General features: G+C 57.7%; 12 protein-coding genes. 4 read left to right on the forward strand and 8 right to left on the reverse strand.

The annotated features are described in order from the left end of the window. Positions 1–52: 52 nt before the first annotated feature. A complete protein-coding gene (locus NW856_RS05055) occupies positions 53–664 on the reverse strand; it encodes a hypothetical protein (protein WP_414399395.1) in 612 nt (203 codons plus the stop codon). Positions 665–1,010: 346 nt separating this feature from the next. Between NW856_RS05055 and NW856_RS05060 the strand changes: the two genes are divergently transcribed. Then, entirely contained in the window at positions 1,011–1,190 is a 180-nt protein-coding gene (locus tag NW856_RS05060) for a hypothetical protein (RefSeq protein WP_011431964.1), read from the forward strand. Positions 1,191–1,394: 204 nt separating this feature from the next. Here NW856_RS05060 and NW856_RS05065 read toward each other — a convergent pair whose 3' ends face one another. Both NW856_RS05065 and pdhA read right to left on the reverse strand, forming a co-directional pair. Next, positions 1,395–2,981: an NAD(P)H-quinone oxidoreductase subunit 4 gene (locus NW856_RS05065; protein WP_414399396.1), complete on the reverse strand. Its 1,587-nt coding sequence runs from the start codon at positions 2,979–2,981 to the stop codon at positions 1,395–1,397. Between the two features lie 256 nt (positions 2,982–3,237). Beyond that, entirely contained in the window at positions 3,238–4,239 is a 1,002-nt protein-coding gene (gene pdhA, locus NW856_RS05070; protein ID WP_011431966.1) for a pyruvate dehydrogenase (acetyl-transferring) E1 component subunit alpha, read from the reverse strand. Between the two features lie 325 nt (positions 4,240–4,564). Between pdhA and NW856_RS05075 the strand changes: the two genes are divergently transcribed. Continuing rightward, positions 4,565–5,377, forward strand: coding sequence for a phosphatidate cytidylyltransferase (locus tag NW856_RS05075; RefSeq protein WP_414329457.1), 813 nt, complete (start codon positions 4,565–4,567; stop codon positions 5,375–5,377). A 60-nt stretch (positions 5,378–5,437) separates the two neighbouring features. Here NW856_RS05075 and NW856_RS05080 read toward each other — a convergent pair whose 3' ends face one another. Then, positions 5,438–5,692 carry a hypothetical protein gene (locus tag NW856_RS05080; RefSeq protein ID WP_414399397.1) on the reverse strand — a complete coding sequence of 85 codons (255 nt, stop codon included), beginning with the start codon at positions 5,690–5,692 and terminating at the stop codon, positions 5,438–5,440. 489 nt (positions 5,693–6,181) lie between these two features. On the opposite strand from NW856_RS05080, the gene NW856_RS05085 reads away from it, so the two are divergent. Together NW856_RS05085 and NW856_RS05090 are read left to right on the forward strand one after the other, a co-directional pair. After that, entirely contained in the window at positions 6,182–8,920 is a 2,739-nt protein-coding gene (locus tag NW856_RS05085; protein ID WP_414399398.1) for a valine--tRNA ligase, read from the forward strand. Positions 8,921–9,166: 246 nt separating this feature from the next. Then, a complete protein-coding gene (locus NW856_RS05090; protein ID WP_011431969.1) occupies positions 9,167–9,490 on the forward strand; it encodes an RNA recognition motif domain-containing protein in 324 nt (107 codons plus the stop codon). A 213-nt stretch (positions 9,491–9,703) separates the two neighbouring features. On the opposite strand, the gene cobN is transcribed toward NW856_RS05090, so the two are convergent. The 4 genes from cobN to NW856_RS05110 form a co-directional block, all read right to left on the reverse strand. Continuing rightward, positions 9,704–11,920 carry a cobaltochelatase subunit CobN gene (gene cobN, locus NW856_RS05095; RefSeq protein WP_414399399.1) on the reverse strand — a complete coding sequence of 739 codons (2,217 nt, stop codon included), beginning with the start codon at positions 11,918–11,920 and terminating at the stop codon, positions 9,704–9,706. A gap of 11 nt (positions 11,921–11,931) precedes the next feature. Then, on the reverse strand, positions 11,932–12,438 hold the full coding sequence (locus tag NW856_RS05100; RefSeq protein WP_414343856.1) for a GNAT family N-acetyltransferase: 507 nt from the start codon (positions 12,436–12,438) through the stop codon (positions 11,932–11,934). A 200-nt stretch (positions 12,439–12,638) separates the two neighbouring features. Continuing rightward, positions 12,639–13,415, reverse strand: coding sequence for a gamma-glutamyl-gamma-aminobutyrate hydrolase family protein (locus tag NW856_RS05105; RefSeq protein ID WP_414399400.1), 777 nt, complete (start codon positions 13,413–13,415; stop codon positions 12,639–12,641). A 167-nt stretch (positions 13,416–13,582) separates the two neighbouring features. Further along, on the reverse strand, positions 13,583–14,614 hold the full coding sequence (locus tag NW856_RS05110; protein ID WP_238376851.1) for an ABC transporter permease: 1,032 nt from the start codon (positions 14,612–14,614) through the stop codon (positions 13,583–13,585). Positions 14,615–14,690: the final 76 nt, after the last annotated feature.

Consider the following 14,690-nt stretch of genomic DNA (forward strand, 5'->3'; position numbering starts at 1 on the left):
CCCCCCGACCTGACTCAAGAAGGATCCAAGGCCATTCTCAATATTTCTTCGCTTAGGCTTCAATCTTTCGTAAAATTGCGCTGAGATGCTCATAATCATCCCGCAACAGAGAGCTCAACTGCCGACCTGCCTGTAAAAGCCAGTTGCGATCTCGGTTCAGGATTCGGTAAGTCTGGCGGATCACGGCAGCCACCAGCTCATCGGTTGGGATCCCGTTAACCTGTAGCAGGGTGCGCAAAAACTCGAAAGAGCGGCAAAATTCCCTCACTTCCGTATCGGAGCAGAGATAAACCGGCTGGTGAATCTGGGGAGGCCGTGGCGGCAAGTACTGATAGACCCGTCCCCCGCTGACAAAGCCGACAATGGCCGCGCGAAAATCGGTGCGCAACATGGCAAAAATCTGGGGCTGTTGCTCCCGCAGCTCCTGAGGGGAGAGGCCCAAAGCCCTGGCGCGGTGGACGGTGTCGATGGGGGCGATGGCGGCATAGCAAACCACACCATAGATCAGGTTGCCGGTCTCTTCGTCTTGGGAGCGCGTCCAACTGCCGAGAGCAGGCATGGGTGGGAAGGTCAGACGTTCCGGCTCGAAGCACTGGGCCACAAAGGTTGTGGTGTCGGCCTCCACCACTTCTCCAAAAGCAGAGGCAGGCTGGGGGGCTCTCATCGGGATCTCAGACTCCTCAAGGGTTGCTGCTGCAGAGGCCGGCGAAGGGAGGTGGAATTCAGACCCACAGACAAGTCAAGAGAAAATAGAATCTTTCTAGGTTTTAAGACTTGTGAAGATAGGGGCATCCCCTTGCCCAACATTTTGCCCCTTTTGCAACGTTTTGTCCGATCCCCGGACGGCAACTCAGCAACTCAACGGCTTATGAGATCCTCATTGCTAAGAAAGTTAGCCGATTTTGGGGATCCCTGCGTAATATATTTTTTCACACGCTCCCGCGCAAATTCGCCATCCTAAATATTAGCCATTCTAAGTATTGAGCAGTTGGCGAGCGGAGGGAGAAACAATGAATGCTCAGCAACGCGGCCAAATCATCGCTTCTGAGTGGATGATCGACAGCCAAAACCCGGTACACTCCATTTCTCGGCTCAAGCGCCGGGCAACCTATTCCGATGTAACCCTCTGGTGGTTGGTGGTGCAGCTAAACCTGATGGAACAAAACTCTATTCATACCGATCACCGATAGAATGGACGGCGCAAGAACAATCGGCCACAAGAAAATCCCAGCCCAGGGATGTCCCGGATCCCAAACCCAACCTTAAAACTTAAAAAAAACAAAAGAAGAGCTGAATGTTGAGTGGGGCTGCTCCTCAAACACCAGCTCTTCTGGACAGAGAAGAAGTAGATAGAGAAAGACCGAACAAAGGGAAGCCGAGCCCTCGACCTCCTTTCAATCCTCCAGGGGCAGAGCTGCCACCTGGGCCGGTTGCACTGGCGAGGGGAAGAAAGGCCGCTGCACGATTTCAGTTGCCAACACACTGCGCAACTGGGCAGCTACCGCCACCGTTGTGACATCGTAGGTTTGGGTAGCCAGGCGCGGGTAGAAGCCAATGCCGAGAATCGGCAACAGCAGACAGAGGGCCACCGCCATTTCCCGCGGGCGCATATCCCCCAGGTAATCTTCCAAAACCAAGCCGGGATCCTGAGCCCCGTAGAACACCTGACGCAGCATGGAGAGCAAGTAAATGGGCGTCAGAATGATGCCCACTGCCGCCAGCAGGGCAATTCCAGCTTTGAAGGTCGGCGCATAGGCATCGCTGGTGGTCAAGCCCAAGAACACCGTCAGCTCACCCACAAATCCGCTCATCCCCGGCAGCGCCAGAGAGGCCAGGGATCCCGCCGTAAACAGGGCAAAAGCCTTCGGCATCTGCTTGGCCAACCCTCCCAACTTGTCGAGGGCAAGGGTGTGGGTGCGCTCGTAGGTGATCCCCGTCAGGAAGAACAAAACTGCAGCGATCAGACCGTGGGAGATCATTTGCAGCACTGCCCCATTGATGCCCAGCTCCGTAAAGGCGGAGATCCCGATCAACACAAAGCCCATGTGGGCGATGGATGAATAGGCCAAGCGCCGCTTGAGATGGTTCTGACCGAAGGCGGCCAACGCCCCGTAGATGATGTTCACCACACCCAACACCGCCAGCACCGGGGCGAAGTACACGTGGGCTTCCGACAACATGCCCACATTCATGCGGATCAGGCCATAGCCCCCCATCTTGAGCAGAACTCCCGCCAAGATCATGGAAATGGGAGCAGAGGCTTCGCTGTGGGCATCCGGCAGCCAGGTGTGCAGCGGGAAAATCGGCAGCTTCACCCCAAAGGCAATCAGCAAAGCCGCATAGGCCAACAGCTCCAAGGCCAGTGGGTAAGACTTAGCGCTCAGCTCTGCCATCTCCAGGCTGAAGCCCTCGCCGTAGAAGGCCATCGCCAGGGATCCCACCAAGATAAAAATGGAGGCGGCGGCGGTGTAGAGGATGAACTTGGTGGCGGCGTACTGGCGCTTCGGCCCACCCCAAATGGAGATGAGCAGATAGACCGGCACCAGCTCAATCTCCCACATCAGGAAGAATAGAAGCATGTCCTGCGCCAGAAATACGCCCACCTGGGCACCGTACATCAGCAGCAGCAAGAAGAAAAACAAACGCGGCTTATGGGTGAGATTCCAAGCCGCCACAATCGACAGGGTTGTGATCAAACCCGACAGCAACACCAGCGGGAAGGAGAGGCCGTCCACCGCCAGCGACCAGTGGAACCCAATTTGGGGCACCCAGGCGTAGCGCTCCGCCAGTTGCAGAGAAAAGTCCTGCAGGTCATAGTGCCGCGCAAAGACATAGGCCATCAGGCCCAAATCAAAAGCCCCCACAGCGAGGGCATACCAACGCACCCAACGGCTCTGGGGGATCAAGGGGATCCCAAAGGCTGCCAGCAGAGGCAAGAGCACCAGCACCGACAGCCAGGGAAACTCAAGAGAATTGCTCATGACCGGGAATAAATACTCATGCTCGATACCTCAATGATATGAAGCTGTGTAAACAAATGGGAAGCGATATTTACAAAAAAATCTGCGCAATAGCGCAGATCTCGAGAAGGTTTCTCCAATGCCAATCATCGAGGATCCTCAAGGGATCCAGCAGGACAGCACTCCGCCAGGTGGATGGGCCACCCGAGTTGGCCAGAGAACCTTGTGGGGATCCCCCGGCAAGCGACTCCCCCGCTACCGGGGAAGTGGCCAGGATCTACTCGTCTTCGGCAAAGACAAAACGGTGCAGCTCGTCCAGGGTTGGCTCTGGGCTTTCCAGAGCAAAAAGAACCGCGTCCTCAATCACGGCGCTGACCTCCGCGTGGATGGCTTGGAAGTCTGCCTCGGTCATTAGGTTGTGCTCCAGGGCATAGCGTTCCAGTTGCTTGATGGGATCCCGCTGCCGCCAGAACTCTTTTTCCTCAGGACTGCGCAGCTCGTCAGGGTCGGCCAGAGAATGGCCCCGGAAACGATAGGTGATGCACTCCAGCAAGGTGGGGCCTTCTCCGGCACGGGCGCGGGCGATGGCCTGTTGGGCGGCCTCTCGCACTGCTAGCACATCCATCCCATCCACCTGGTAGCCGGGCATGCCAAAAGCCGGGCCCTTGCGGTAGATATCGGTGTCGGAAGTGGCGCGTTCATGGGCCATGCCAATAGCCCAGAAGTTATTTTCCACCACATAGATGATGGGCAACTTCCAGAGGGCAGCCATGTTGAGGCACTCGTAAAACTGGCCGTTGTTGCAGGCTCCATCCCCGAAGAAGCAGGCGGTTACCTGGTCGGTGCCCCGATATTTGGCAGAAAAAGCAGCCCCCGTCGCCACTGGGATCCCTTCGGCCACGAAGGCATAGCCCCCCAAGAAATTGTGCTCCGCCGAGAAGAGGTGCATGGAACCACCCCGACCCTTGCTGCAGCCGGTGGCCTTGCCGAACAACTCTGCCATGACCGCCCGCGGCGGGATCCCGGTGCTGAGGGCATGCACATGATCGCGGTAGGTGCTGCACACGTAGTCGGTGGGCTTGAGCGCCTTGATCACCCCCGTAGAGACGGCCTCTTGGCCGTTGTACAGATGCACAAAGCCGAACATCTTGCCCTTGTAGTACATTTCGGCGCACTTGTCTTCAAACAGGCGGCCCAGCACCATGTCTTCATAGAGAAGACGAGCCTCTTCGGCAGAAATGCGAGCAGTTGTGGAGCGCGAAGTAAGTTCTTGAACCATGCTGCGGTGCAACGAATCAGAGGTATCTTAGGCGGTCAGCAGTGAGCTTTGCGGTTTGCCCATTATCTCATGCTCCAGTCTGCCTGCCACCTTCTCGGAAATCCCATCCTGCAGGGCCGAAAGCGGTTGTTTCGAGGCCAAGGGAGTTAAACTGAAAGGCTAGGGCAAGAGGCGTTTCCATTGCAGCAGCCGCATCAGGACTCCGTCCCGCAAACGCGAATCTTGAACACCAGAGGGGGGGTTTCTTCTGCTCTCGGCTTGGACGTCGATCTGCTGGAGCCGGGGGCAAGAGGTATTTGGCTAGCCAACGTGACGGGGTGCGCCCATGGGAGCCCGTTGGGTTAGCGGTTTTGCGGCGGTGTTGTTTGCGTTGGCGGTCACCCTGCTAGGGGGCTGGTATTTTACTGCAGCCATTGGGCTAATCATTTTTTTGGCCCAGTTGGAGTTTTTTCGCTTGGTGCAAGCCAAAGGCAATGCGCCGGCCATGCGCACCACCATGTTTTCCAGCCAGGTGCTGGTGATTTTGCAGCAGGTGAGGCCGGAGTGGACCAGCCCTGCCTTTATCGTGGCGGGATCGATCATCTGTTTTTATTTGCTCTTTAAGCCCAAGGTGGCCACCATTGCCGATATTGCCACCTCGATTTTGGGGTTGTTCTACTGTGCGTTGCTGCCCAGCTTCTGGATTCGGGTCAGGGCCTTGTCTTTTGCGCAAGGGCTGGGCGAAGGGCTATGGATTACGCTGCTGGCCATTGGCTGCGTGATCGCCGCAGATGTAGGGGCCTACCTGTGTGGTCGGGCCTTTGGGCGCACCAAGCTCTCCATCCTCAGCCCGAAAAAGACGGTGGAAGGGGCGGTAGCCGGGATTGCCGCCAGCATGACCCTTGCGGTGGTTGGAGCCTATTACCTGGGCTGGCCGTGGAGCTGGTTGAGTGGGGGCATTCTGGGGTTTTTGATTGGGTTAACCAGCCTGCTGGGAGATCTCACAGAATCTCTGATGAAACGGGATGCAGGGGTGAAAGATTCCGGGGATCTGATCCCAGGCCACGGTGGCATCTTGGATCGGGGAGACAGCTATGTGTTCACCGCGCCACTGGTGTTTTATTTTATGGAATGGCTCAACGCTTACTCTGGGCTGTAGAGCCATCTCGTAAGCCTGCCAAAACCCAAGAACGCACACCAGTTACAAGTGGAGGAGTCCTCAATTCAAAATGGCTTGGCACTCGGGAGCCTCTAAAAACTCGTCCGGCGAAATGAGGTATCCTGGAGGCGCAGTCACAGGCACGAACCCCTCCAAGTTCAACTCGGTTTCGTCGTAAACCACCAGTTGCCTGAAACTGGCAACAGGATCCCCAGGATCCCCCTCCACCTCGAGAATGCGGGCCTTCTGCTGGATAATCCGGGGGGTTTCTACTTCTAGTTCAGAAGGGGTCAGAGGGCGATCTAGGCCAAACACGAACTCTCCACTTCGACCGACGAGAATTGCCTCCAGGCTACCGGGCTTTCCTGCACCTACAAAGCAAAAAAAAGAGTAGTCAGAGTGCGGGGTAAAATACAGGCCTATCAGGGGTAGTAGAGGCGGCCAGGATTGTTCATCCGGATGAAGGCGAGCACTGAAGCAAGCTTCATAACCTGCCAGAGAGCCTGGTTCAAAAGGCTCCCCACGACAAAGTAGGATGTCTCTCTCTGATCTCTTCCAGTCCTGTTGCGCCAAGGCAGGGATCCCAGGGGATAGAGCCATCAGAGCCATCAGGACCGTTGCCGTCAATGATCTGGACATAACGCCGTACCCAAAGCTGAGGATGGTAGTACCCTAGCTCGAAATCCCTCTCTAGCCGTGTGATTAGGGTCAAGACCGATGGGCCACTCTACCCCGAAGGGCAAAGGGTTGAACTGCTACTCTATAAAGTGATTCATCCTTCTCAGCCGTTGGCCTATTCTCCCCATGACTGCTGCAATTTCCTCTGTCAACCTGCCTAGCCAGTACAACCCCTTCGAGACCGAGCCGAAGTGGCAGCGCTTTTGGGAGGAGAAGGGCTTTTACGTGGCGGATCCCAAGGCGCCGGGAGAGGCCTTTAGCATGGTGCTGCCCCCGCCCAATGTGACGGGCAACCTGCACATGGGCCATGCTTTCGCCTTTACCCTGCCGGATGTGGTGACGCGCTACAAGCGCATGCGCGGCTACAACGTGCTCTGGCTGCCCGGCACAGACCATGCCAGCATCGCCGTGCACACCATCCTGGAAAACCAACTGCGCCAAGAGGGCAAGACCCGCTTCGATCTGGGCCGCGAGGCTTTTCTGGAGCGAGCCTGGGCTTGGAAGGAGCAGTCGCAGGGAGCCATCAAGAGCCAGTTGCGGCGGCTGGGCCTATCCCTAGACTGGACGCGGGATCGCTTTACCCTCGACGAGGGGCTGAGCCGGGCGGTAACCGAGGCGTTTGTGCGGCTATACGAGGCGGGGTTGATTTACCGGGGCGAGTATTTGGTGAACTGGTGCCCGGCCACCCAGTCGGCGGTGTCAGACATTGAGCTAGACGACAAAGAGGTCAAGGGCCATTTGTGGCATTTTCGTTATCCCTTGGCCGAGGATCCCGGCCAGTATCTGGTGGTGGCCACCACTCGGCCCGAGACCATGCTGGGGGATACGGCGGTGGCGGTGAACCCCCAAGACGAGCGCTATTGCCATCTCATCGGCCAGTTCATTCGCCTGCCCATTAAAAATCGCCTCATCCCCATCATTGCGGATGAGTATGTGGATCCCTCCTTTGGCTCCGGGTGTGTGAAAATTACCCCGGCCCACGACCCCAACGACTTTGAAATCGGCAAACGGCACCAATTGCCCTTCATCAACATCCTCAATAAAGACGGCACCCTCAACGAAAACGGGGATCCTTTCACCGGCCTAGATCGCTTTGTGGCCCGAGAAAAGGTGGTGCAGTGGTTTGCCGAACATGGCCTGCTGGAGAAGGTGGAGGACTACACCCACACCGTTCCCCACAGCGACCGCGGCGGCGTGCCCATCGAGCCTTTGCTTTCCATTCAGTGGTTTTGCGATGTCTCGGGGATGGGGGCTCGCTGTTTGGAAGAGGAATACCAACGAAATAGCCCCCGCTTTATCCCTGAGCGCTGGACCAAAGTCTACACGGGCTGGCTGGAAAAGCTGCGCCCCTGGTGCATTTCTCGGCAGTTGTGGTGGGGCCATCAGATCCCGGCTTGGTACCCGGTCATTGACGGCCAGCTCCCTGAGGATCCGCAGGCTTTTGTGGTGGCCCGCAACGGCGAGGAAGCGCTGCTCAAGGCACGGGAAAAGTTTGGCCCAGAAGTTGAGAGGGTAGAGCAGGATCCCGATGTGCTGGATACCTGGTTTAGCTCTGCTCTGTGGCCCTTTTCAACCCTGGGCTGGCCGGAAGAGACCGAGGATTTCAAACGCTACTATCCCAACTCCCTGATGTCCACGGGCTTTGACATCATTTTCTTCTGGGTGGCCCGCATGGCCATGATGGGATCCCAATTTACCGGCCAGATCCCCTTCAAAGATGTGTACATCAATGGCCTGGTGCGGGATGAGCACGGGGCGAAAATGTCCAAAACCAAGGGAAATGGCATCGATCCCCTGGAGCTGCTGGACAAATACGGCACCGACGCCCTGCGCTATGCCCTGGTCAAAGAGGTGGTGGGGGCAGGGCAAGACATCCGCCTGGCCTATGACCGCAAGACCGGCGAGAGCGCCAGCGTAGAGGCCGCCCGCAACTTTGCCAATAAGATCTGGAACGCCTCCCGCTTTGTGCTCATCAACTTGGAGGGACAGACCCCCGCCCAGCTGGGATCCCCTGCCCCCGAAGCGCTGGAGCTGGCCGATCGCTGGATCCTGTCGCGGCTGCACTCCACAGCCACCCAAGTCATCGCCGAGCTGGAAGCCTATGGCCTGGGCGAGGGGGCGCGCCTGCTCTACTCTCTCATTTGGGATGACTTTTGCGACTGGTACATCGAGCTGGTCAAGCCCCGGCTGCGGGGAGAAGACCTGGCTTCCAAACGCGCAGCGCAGCAGGTGCTGGCCACCGTTTTGGAAACCATTCTCAAGCTGCTGCACCCCTGGATGCCCCACATCACCGAGGAGATCTGGCAGCTGCTCACCCAGGTCAATCAAACCACTTCCATCTCTGTGCAGCCCTATCCCACCCCAGATCCCAGTTGGATCGACCCTCAACTGGAGCGGGAGTTTGGCTTGGTGATCCAAACGATTACCAGCCTGCGCAACCTGCGGGCAGAAGCCGGCCTCAAGCCCCAGCAGGCCGTCACCGCCCTCCTGGTTACCGACGATCCCACCCAGCAGCAAATTCTCAGGGCTGCCCAAGCCTACATCCGGGATCTGGTTAAGGCCGAGGCTTTGGAGATTACGGGATCCCTGGCCACGGAGCCCAAACAGGTGGCGGCTGCAGTGGTGGGCACGGTGCAGGTGCTGATGCCCTTGGCAGGACTGGTGGATGTGGAAGCGCTGCGGGCCAAGCTGCAAAAAGACCTGGCCAAGCTGGAAAAAGAGGCCCAAGGGATCCGCGCTCGCCTAGAGAACCCCAATTTTCTCAACCGGGCCAACCCTGAGGTGGTGCAAGCCAGTCAGGAGCAACTGGCGGAGCTGGAAGCCCAGATGAGGTTACTGGGATCCAGGCTGGAGAAGCTGGGCTGAGGTGGCGTCAGCGCAGGTAGGGCAGCGGAGTGTTTGGGCCGGGCCAGTTGGGGTGTGAAGGCAATGTCCCCAGAATTTCGCGAAATCGAAGTGGTGAACCCCTGCTTCTGTGTTAGGATAGAAGCTGAGATTGTTATCGGTTGTAGTGCTCGTTTCTTCTGGTCTTGACGGATTTTCACGTTTTGTATTGGCAGACGGCTCTCCGAACATCTCACCCTTTGTTACTCTCTCTTTCGGAGATCGTCTATGTCGATTTATGTTGGCAACCTTTCCTTTAAGGTGACAGAAGCGGATTTGACCGCTGTTTTTGCTGAGTACGGTTCTGTGAAGCGGGTGCAGATCCCCACTGACCGTGAGACAGGCCGCATTCGGGGCTTCGGGTTTGTGGAAATGAGCTCTGAAGCAGAGGAGCAAGCCGCCATTGCTGCTCTGGATGGGGCAGAATGGATGGGGCGCGACCTCAAGGTGAACAAAGCTCGTCCCCGGGAAGAACGCCCCACCTCAGGTTTCCGCTCTGGTAACGCGAACAGTGGCGGCGAGCGGCGGCGGAGTTTTCAATCTCGCTATTGAAACGCCTGCTGAGGCTTCCCGGTAGCTGGCCAGGGGGCACCTAGGCGCGAGCCGGTCTTGGGCTACGATTCCGGGATCCAGCTGTTTCTCTAGCCTACTTCCATTGTTCCAACAGAGGAGTTGATGAGGGATCCCGATCAACTCCTCTTACTCTTATACTCTTAAGATTCTTCCTTGCTCCCTGAGAGAGGAAAATAAAACGCTTGGCTTGGGTTACGGCGAGTTCGGGGATCCCTCTGGCCAAGGATCTGTCAGGTCGGCGGTCAAGGGATCCCAGTCCCATCCCCAATCGCGGGCAATGGCCTGAGTAATCCCCAGTTGTCCGTGGCCGGGGTAGCGGGCCAGCGCTACCACCAGATCGATAAGCTGCTCGCCGGCAGGGATTCGACCAAAGATGTGCAGCCCATCGCGAATCTGAGATTCTTTTAGCTCGCAGAGATAGCCATCCAGGCGATTCCAATCTTCTTCTTTTTCCAAGTTGAACTGCAGGTCTAGATGCTCGGCTCGAACCAGCTCCTGAATCTGGGCGCGAATCAGGGGACAACGACTGGGATCCAACTGTTGGGCCTGCACGTACTCATCCATCAGCCGTTCCAAATCCGCCAGGGGGCCGTACAGCTCGGCGCGGGTAAGGGGCGGGGTGAGGTGGTCGATAATCACTGCCTGGGCTCGCCGCTTGGCCTGGGATCCCTCTCCTGGGTCGTTGACGATGAAGGGGTAGAAGTGGGGCATTGGCCCCAGAGCAACCTCCGGGTAGCAGGTGGCGGAAAGAGCGGATCCCTTGCCGGGCAGCCATTCCAAGTTGCCGTGCTTGCCCACATGCACCACCGCTTGAGTGCCGAAGACCTGCCGCAACCACAGGTAAAAAGCCAGGTACTCGTGGGGGGGGACCAGATCCGGGGCGTGGTAGTTCAACGAGGGATCCCGGTCGTAGCCCCGCGGGGGCTGGATGCCAACAAAAACGTGCCCCAACTGGAGACCGGCGATGGGGATGTTTTGGGCGGGCGGATTCCCCCATTGCTGAATGAGGTTGGCTTGGATGGGCTCAGGCAAGCGGGCAAACCACTCTCGATAAAGGGCAGCAGAAAGGCATTGCCGAGCCGGGCGCAGGGATCCCAAGGGGTCGTAGGTCTGGCCTTCGGTTAGCCAATGGATGAGTTCATCTCCAGTCTGGGGCAGGGGATCTACTGAGTAGCCAGCTCCCGCCAAAGCTTTGAGAATTTCCACACAACTGGCAGGGGTATCCAGACCCACCCCATTGGCCAGTCGCCCGTCCCGACTGGGGTAGTTGGCCAGGATCAAAGCCAGTCGCCGCTGGGAAGGGGGGGTACGCCGCAATTTCACCCAGTTGGCCGCCAAATCGGCTACAAACTCCACCCGATCCGGCACAGCCACGTAGGCCACCACCTCCGTTTGCAACCGGGGATCCCGCTGTTGAACCGCCTTGAAGGAAACGGCGCGGCTGATGATGCGCCCATCCACCTCCGGCAAAGCCACATTCATGGCCAGATCCCGCGCTCCCAATCCCCGCGTGGAGTTCTCCCAGCTCTGCCGGGATCCACCGCTGAGGATTACCTGCAAAACAGGCACATCCAACTCCTGCCACAGCCTCACGTCGGGCTGGTGGCTGTCCAACCGCGCCAGAGAAAAGCTGGTGGTGTTGAGCAACAGGTCAATCTGGCTGCCAAAGTGATCCCGAATGGCCTGGGGCAAGTCGGGATCTTGAAGGCTGTAGGTGTAAAGGCACAGAGGCTGCAGCCCCCGCTCCACCAAGGCTTTTGCCAATTGATCCACCGGCTCTGTATTCCCCGCCAGAACATGGGCCCGGTAGAGTAAAATCCCCACCTTGGGAGCTTGGGGATCCGCCAGCGGAGCTATGGAGGGTTGATAGATCCCAAGACGAGGCAACCCTTGTGGATCCGGCGCCGAATATTGGCTCCCTAGGAACTCCCCAGCCAGCAACAGCAGACAGGCAGCCACATTCTCCGCTCCCCCCTCCAGCCAGTACCGCCACACCCGATCCGCCACCGCCAGGGGCACAGTGGAATGGCTCACCAAATCCCAGTCGGGGCGATCGTCCCCAGGAATGACGATTAGGGTGGATCCCTCCTCGGCGGCCACCTGCTTGGCTACCTCCAGGCCATAGCTCCAGTAGGCCCTTCCCCCCAACAGGCGGATCAAGATTAGCCGGGCCTGCCGCAGCACCTTCTCGGCGTAGTCATCCAGGCTGAGGGGCTGTTGCAACTGCAGCAGATTAGCTGCCCGCACCGCCGGAAAATCGCCGGGCAACAGGCGCAGGGCTGCGCTCAAGGCCGTGAGATCCGTATCGGCTGCCGAAAGGATAACGATGGGAGCGGGATCCTGCTCCAAGAAAATGACGCCGGATTGGGAAGGATCCCATCCCCCTGGCAAAGCAGCTATTCGGTGCATAAAATCCTAGCCTAGTTCACCCAATCCGCTCGCTCCAGACGATACACCATACAATCATCCTGGCCAAACTGACGACGTTCCACAGGCTTAAATCCAAGTCGCTCATAAAATCGTCGGGCACGGGTATTGCTCACCAAGGGATCCACCAAGACCGCCTCAACCTCTGAGGCAGCAAAGCATTTACTCAAAGCTAATCGCATCATTTCGGTTCCATATCCCTTACCCAGATAGGATCCCTCTCCGATCCAAATGTCGATAGCGCGCAGATGAGGAGATACCTCGCCCCAGTAGTGACTTTCCTCTTGGGCAGGATCGATGATCTCCACATAGCCAATCGGGACACCATCCACCTCGGCAATCAGTTGCTCCCTCCAGGAACAGCTCTTGCCCAACTCTGTTTCCCAGCCCCAATCATCATTGGGATTAGAGGCAACAACATGAGGTTCTTGATCCCAGCCCTGTAACAGTGCCAAATCTTCGAGGGTGGCAAGGCGGAACTTTACAACAACAGACGACATTTCGCTGACAGTCTCGTAAGGTTTTTGTGGAGCTGGAGAATCCATGAGAGAAGCGTACCTTTGGCAATAATGGTTTTTACAATCGGATGCAACAGACCCAACAGCAAAGCCAGCCCCACCGCTGCCCCTGCTACCCAACGACCAGCCTTTACGTGTTCTTGTCCCACTAAACAAAAGAATGGGTTTGAGCTAGCAACCGATTAAGCTACTTGTGCCCTAGGTTCTGCACCCGAAAGAGTCGCTGCAAAACGCGGGGAAAAACGCAGGGCTGCCTGCACAAACTCTTGAAAAAGGCGAAAATGCTCGGTTTCTTCAAAGGTGAACTCGGGATGCCACTGCACGGCAACCGCCCAAGGGTGAGTTTCGTGTTCGATGGCTTCAATTAACTCGTCTGTAGAACGGGCAGCCAAACGCCAACCTGAGGGCACATCGCGGATGGCCTGATGGTGCCAAGAGACCACAGAGATTTCTTCTGCGCCGACGATTTGGTGTAGCCGTGTGGAGCGGATCAGGCTGACATTGTGGCGAATGGGCTTGCGATCAGCGGGGTTGAAGTGATCCAGCTCGTCGTACACATCAGGCACATGGGGGATCAGCTTGCCGCCACTCACCACATTCAGCAACTGCATCCCTCGACAAATGCCCAAAACAGGGATCCCTTGCGTCATTACTGCTTCAGCCAAGGCCACCTCAAATCGATCTCGCTCCGAGTTGACATAGCGCACCTGGGGATGTTGCGGATCTTCTCCGTAGGTGCTGGGGCAGAGGTCACCGCCACCGGTCAACACCAGGCCATCCACCCAAGACAGCAAAACCTGGGGCTCGCTTTCGCCTGGGGGAAAAAGAACAGGGATCCCTCCGGCAGCACGAATGGCATCCACATAACGGCCTGGCGCTACAAAGTCTCCCTCGTCATTGCGGTTGCGGGTGGTAACGCCGATGAGCGGTCGATTTGAAAAAGGGGATGTCCGATTCATCCTTCTACGATAGCCTCATTTCCCAATGTTGATGGTGCTATGCCTACGGCAGAGGAACCGCACCACTGTCCTGAGCAGAAAAATCCAAAGTTTTCCCCCGCGATAGGAGTTAAATCTCGTTGTTGCGCAACGCTAACGCAAAGGGATCCCAGAAATCGCCGAAGCCATTAACCTTTCCCAAGGAAATAGCGGCGGCTGATCCCTTGGGCCAGCAAGACGAACAACACCAGGGATCCCTGAATCACGCCGGCCAGAGAAGACTCCAATTGTAAAGAGAGAGGCAGTTGCAAGCTGCCGATGTTGAGGCTGCTGAAGAAAAAGGCAATCGGCAAGATCAGCAGGGGGTTAAAGCCCGCCAGCATCACCACCAACAAGGCCAAGAAGCCCAAATTGCTGGAGATATTGGGGATGAGGCGATGGAACAGGGCCAACACCTGCAAGGCGCCCGCCAGCCCTGCTAGGCCCCCACAGCAGGCAAAGGCCATGAGCAACCTGCGGGTAGCCGGGATCCCCAACCGGAAAGCAGCTACAGGGTTTTTCCCCACCGCCCGCAACTGCAGGCCGAAGCGAGTGTTGCCCACCACCAGCACCGTCAGGGCCAAAGCCAACAGGGCCAGCAGCAACGCCACCGGACTGGCCTCTGACCGCCCCCAGGTGGGCAACCACAGACGGGGATCCAACACTTCCGTCCCGCTCATGGAAGCCACCCCCGGCCTTTTCCAAGGGCCGAAGATCAGGTAGAGCACCCAACCTTGGGCAACAAAATTCAGCCCCAGCCCAGCGAAGATCTCGTTGACCCGCCCCCACACATTCAGGATCCCAGCCAACAGGCCCCAGCCCGCCCCGCCCAGGATCCCGGCCAAAAGCGCCAAGGTAATGGCCAGTGGCGGCGGCAACCATCCCGCTTCCAGACGCACCAGAAACGTGGCCGCAATTGCCCCGACCACCATTTGCCCTTCGATGCCCAAGTTGTAGAGACCGGCAACAAACGTAAACACCAGCCCACAGCAGCAGAGGACAAGGGGAGCCAGCGTTGCCAAAACCCGGCCAAACTGAGCTTCAGTGCCGAAGGCCCCCTGCCACATGCTGGCCGCCACCTGGAGAGGTGAAGCCCCCGCCAGCAGGATCACCCCCGCCACAAATAGCAGCGCTGCCAGCCAAGCCAATCCCTGGATTACCCAGGTACGCTCTAGAGACACCCACGACCGGCCCGATTCCGCTATTCCCGCCATGCTTTAACACTTCCTAGGTCGTGTTGATCTTATGTTAGGATAG

Source organism: Synechococcus sp. R3-13, from assembly GCF_047462195.1.
In the GTDB taxonomy this organism is placed as follows: Bacteria; Cyanobacteriota; Cyanobacteriia; order Thermostichales; family Thermostichaceae; genus Thermostichus.

Excerpts from the sequence above, each read along its gene's own strand:
- NW856_RS05055 (WP_414399395.1), bottom strand. The coding sequence starts at position 664 with ATGAGAGCCCCCCAGCCTGCCTCTGCTTTTGGAGAAGTGGTGGAGGCC.
- NW856_RS05060 (WP_011431964.1), top strand. The coding sequence starts at position 1,011 with ATGAATGCTCAGCAACGCGGCCAAATCATCGCTTCTGAGTGGATGATC.
- NW856_RS05065 (WP_414399396.1), bottom strand. The coding sequence starts at position 2,981 with ATGAGCAATTCTCTTGAGTTTCCCTGGCTGTCGGTGCTGGTGCTCTTG.
- pdhA (WP_011431966.1), bottom strand. The coding sequence starts at position 4,239 with ATGGTTCAAGAACTTACTTCGCGCTCCACAACTGCTCGCATTTCTGCC.
- NW856_RS05075 (WP_414329457.1), top strand. The coding sequence starts at position 4,565 with ATGGGAGCCCGTTGGGTTAGCGGTTTTGCGGCGGTGTTGTTTGCGTTG.
- NW856_RS05085 (WP_414399398.1), top strand. The coding sequence starts at position 6,182 with ATGACTGCTGCAATTTCCTCTGTCAACCTGCCTAGCCAGTACAACCCC.
- NW856_RS05090 (WP_011431969.1), top strand. The coding sequence starts at position 9,167 with ATGTCGATTTATGTTGGCAACCTTTCCTTTAAGGTGACAGAAGCGGAT.
- cobN (WP_414399399.1), bottom strand. The coding sequence starts at position 11,920 with ATGCACCGAATAGCTGCTTTGCCAGGGGGATGGGATCCTTCCCAATCC.
- NW856_RS05100 (WP_414343856.1), bottom strand. The coding sequence starts at position 12,438 with ATGTCGTCTGTTGTTGTAAAGTTCCGCCTTGCCACCCTCGAAGATTTG.
- NW856_RS05105 (WP_414399400.1), bottom strand. The coding sequence starts at position 13,415 with ATGAATCGGACATCCCCTTTTTCAAATCGACCGCTCATCGGCGTTACC.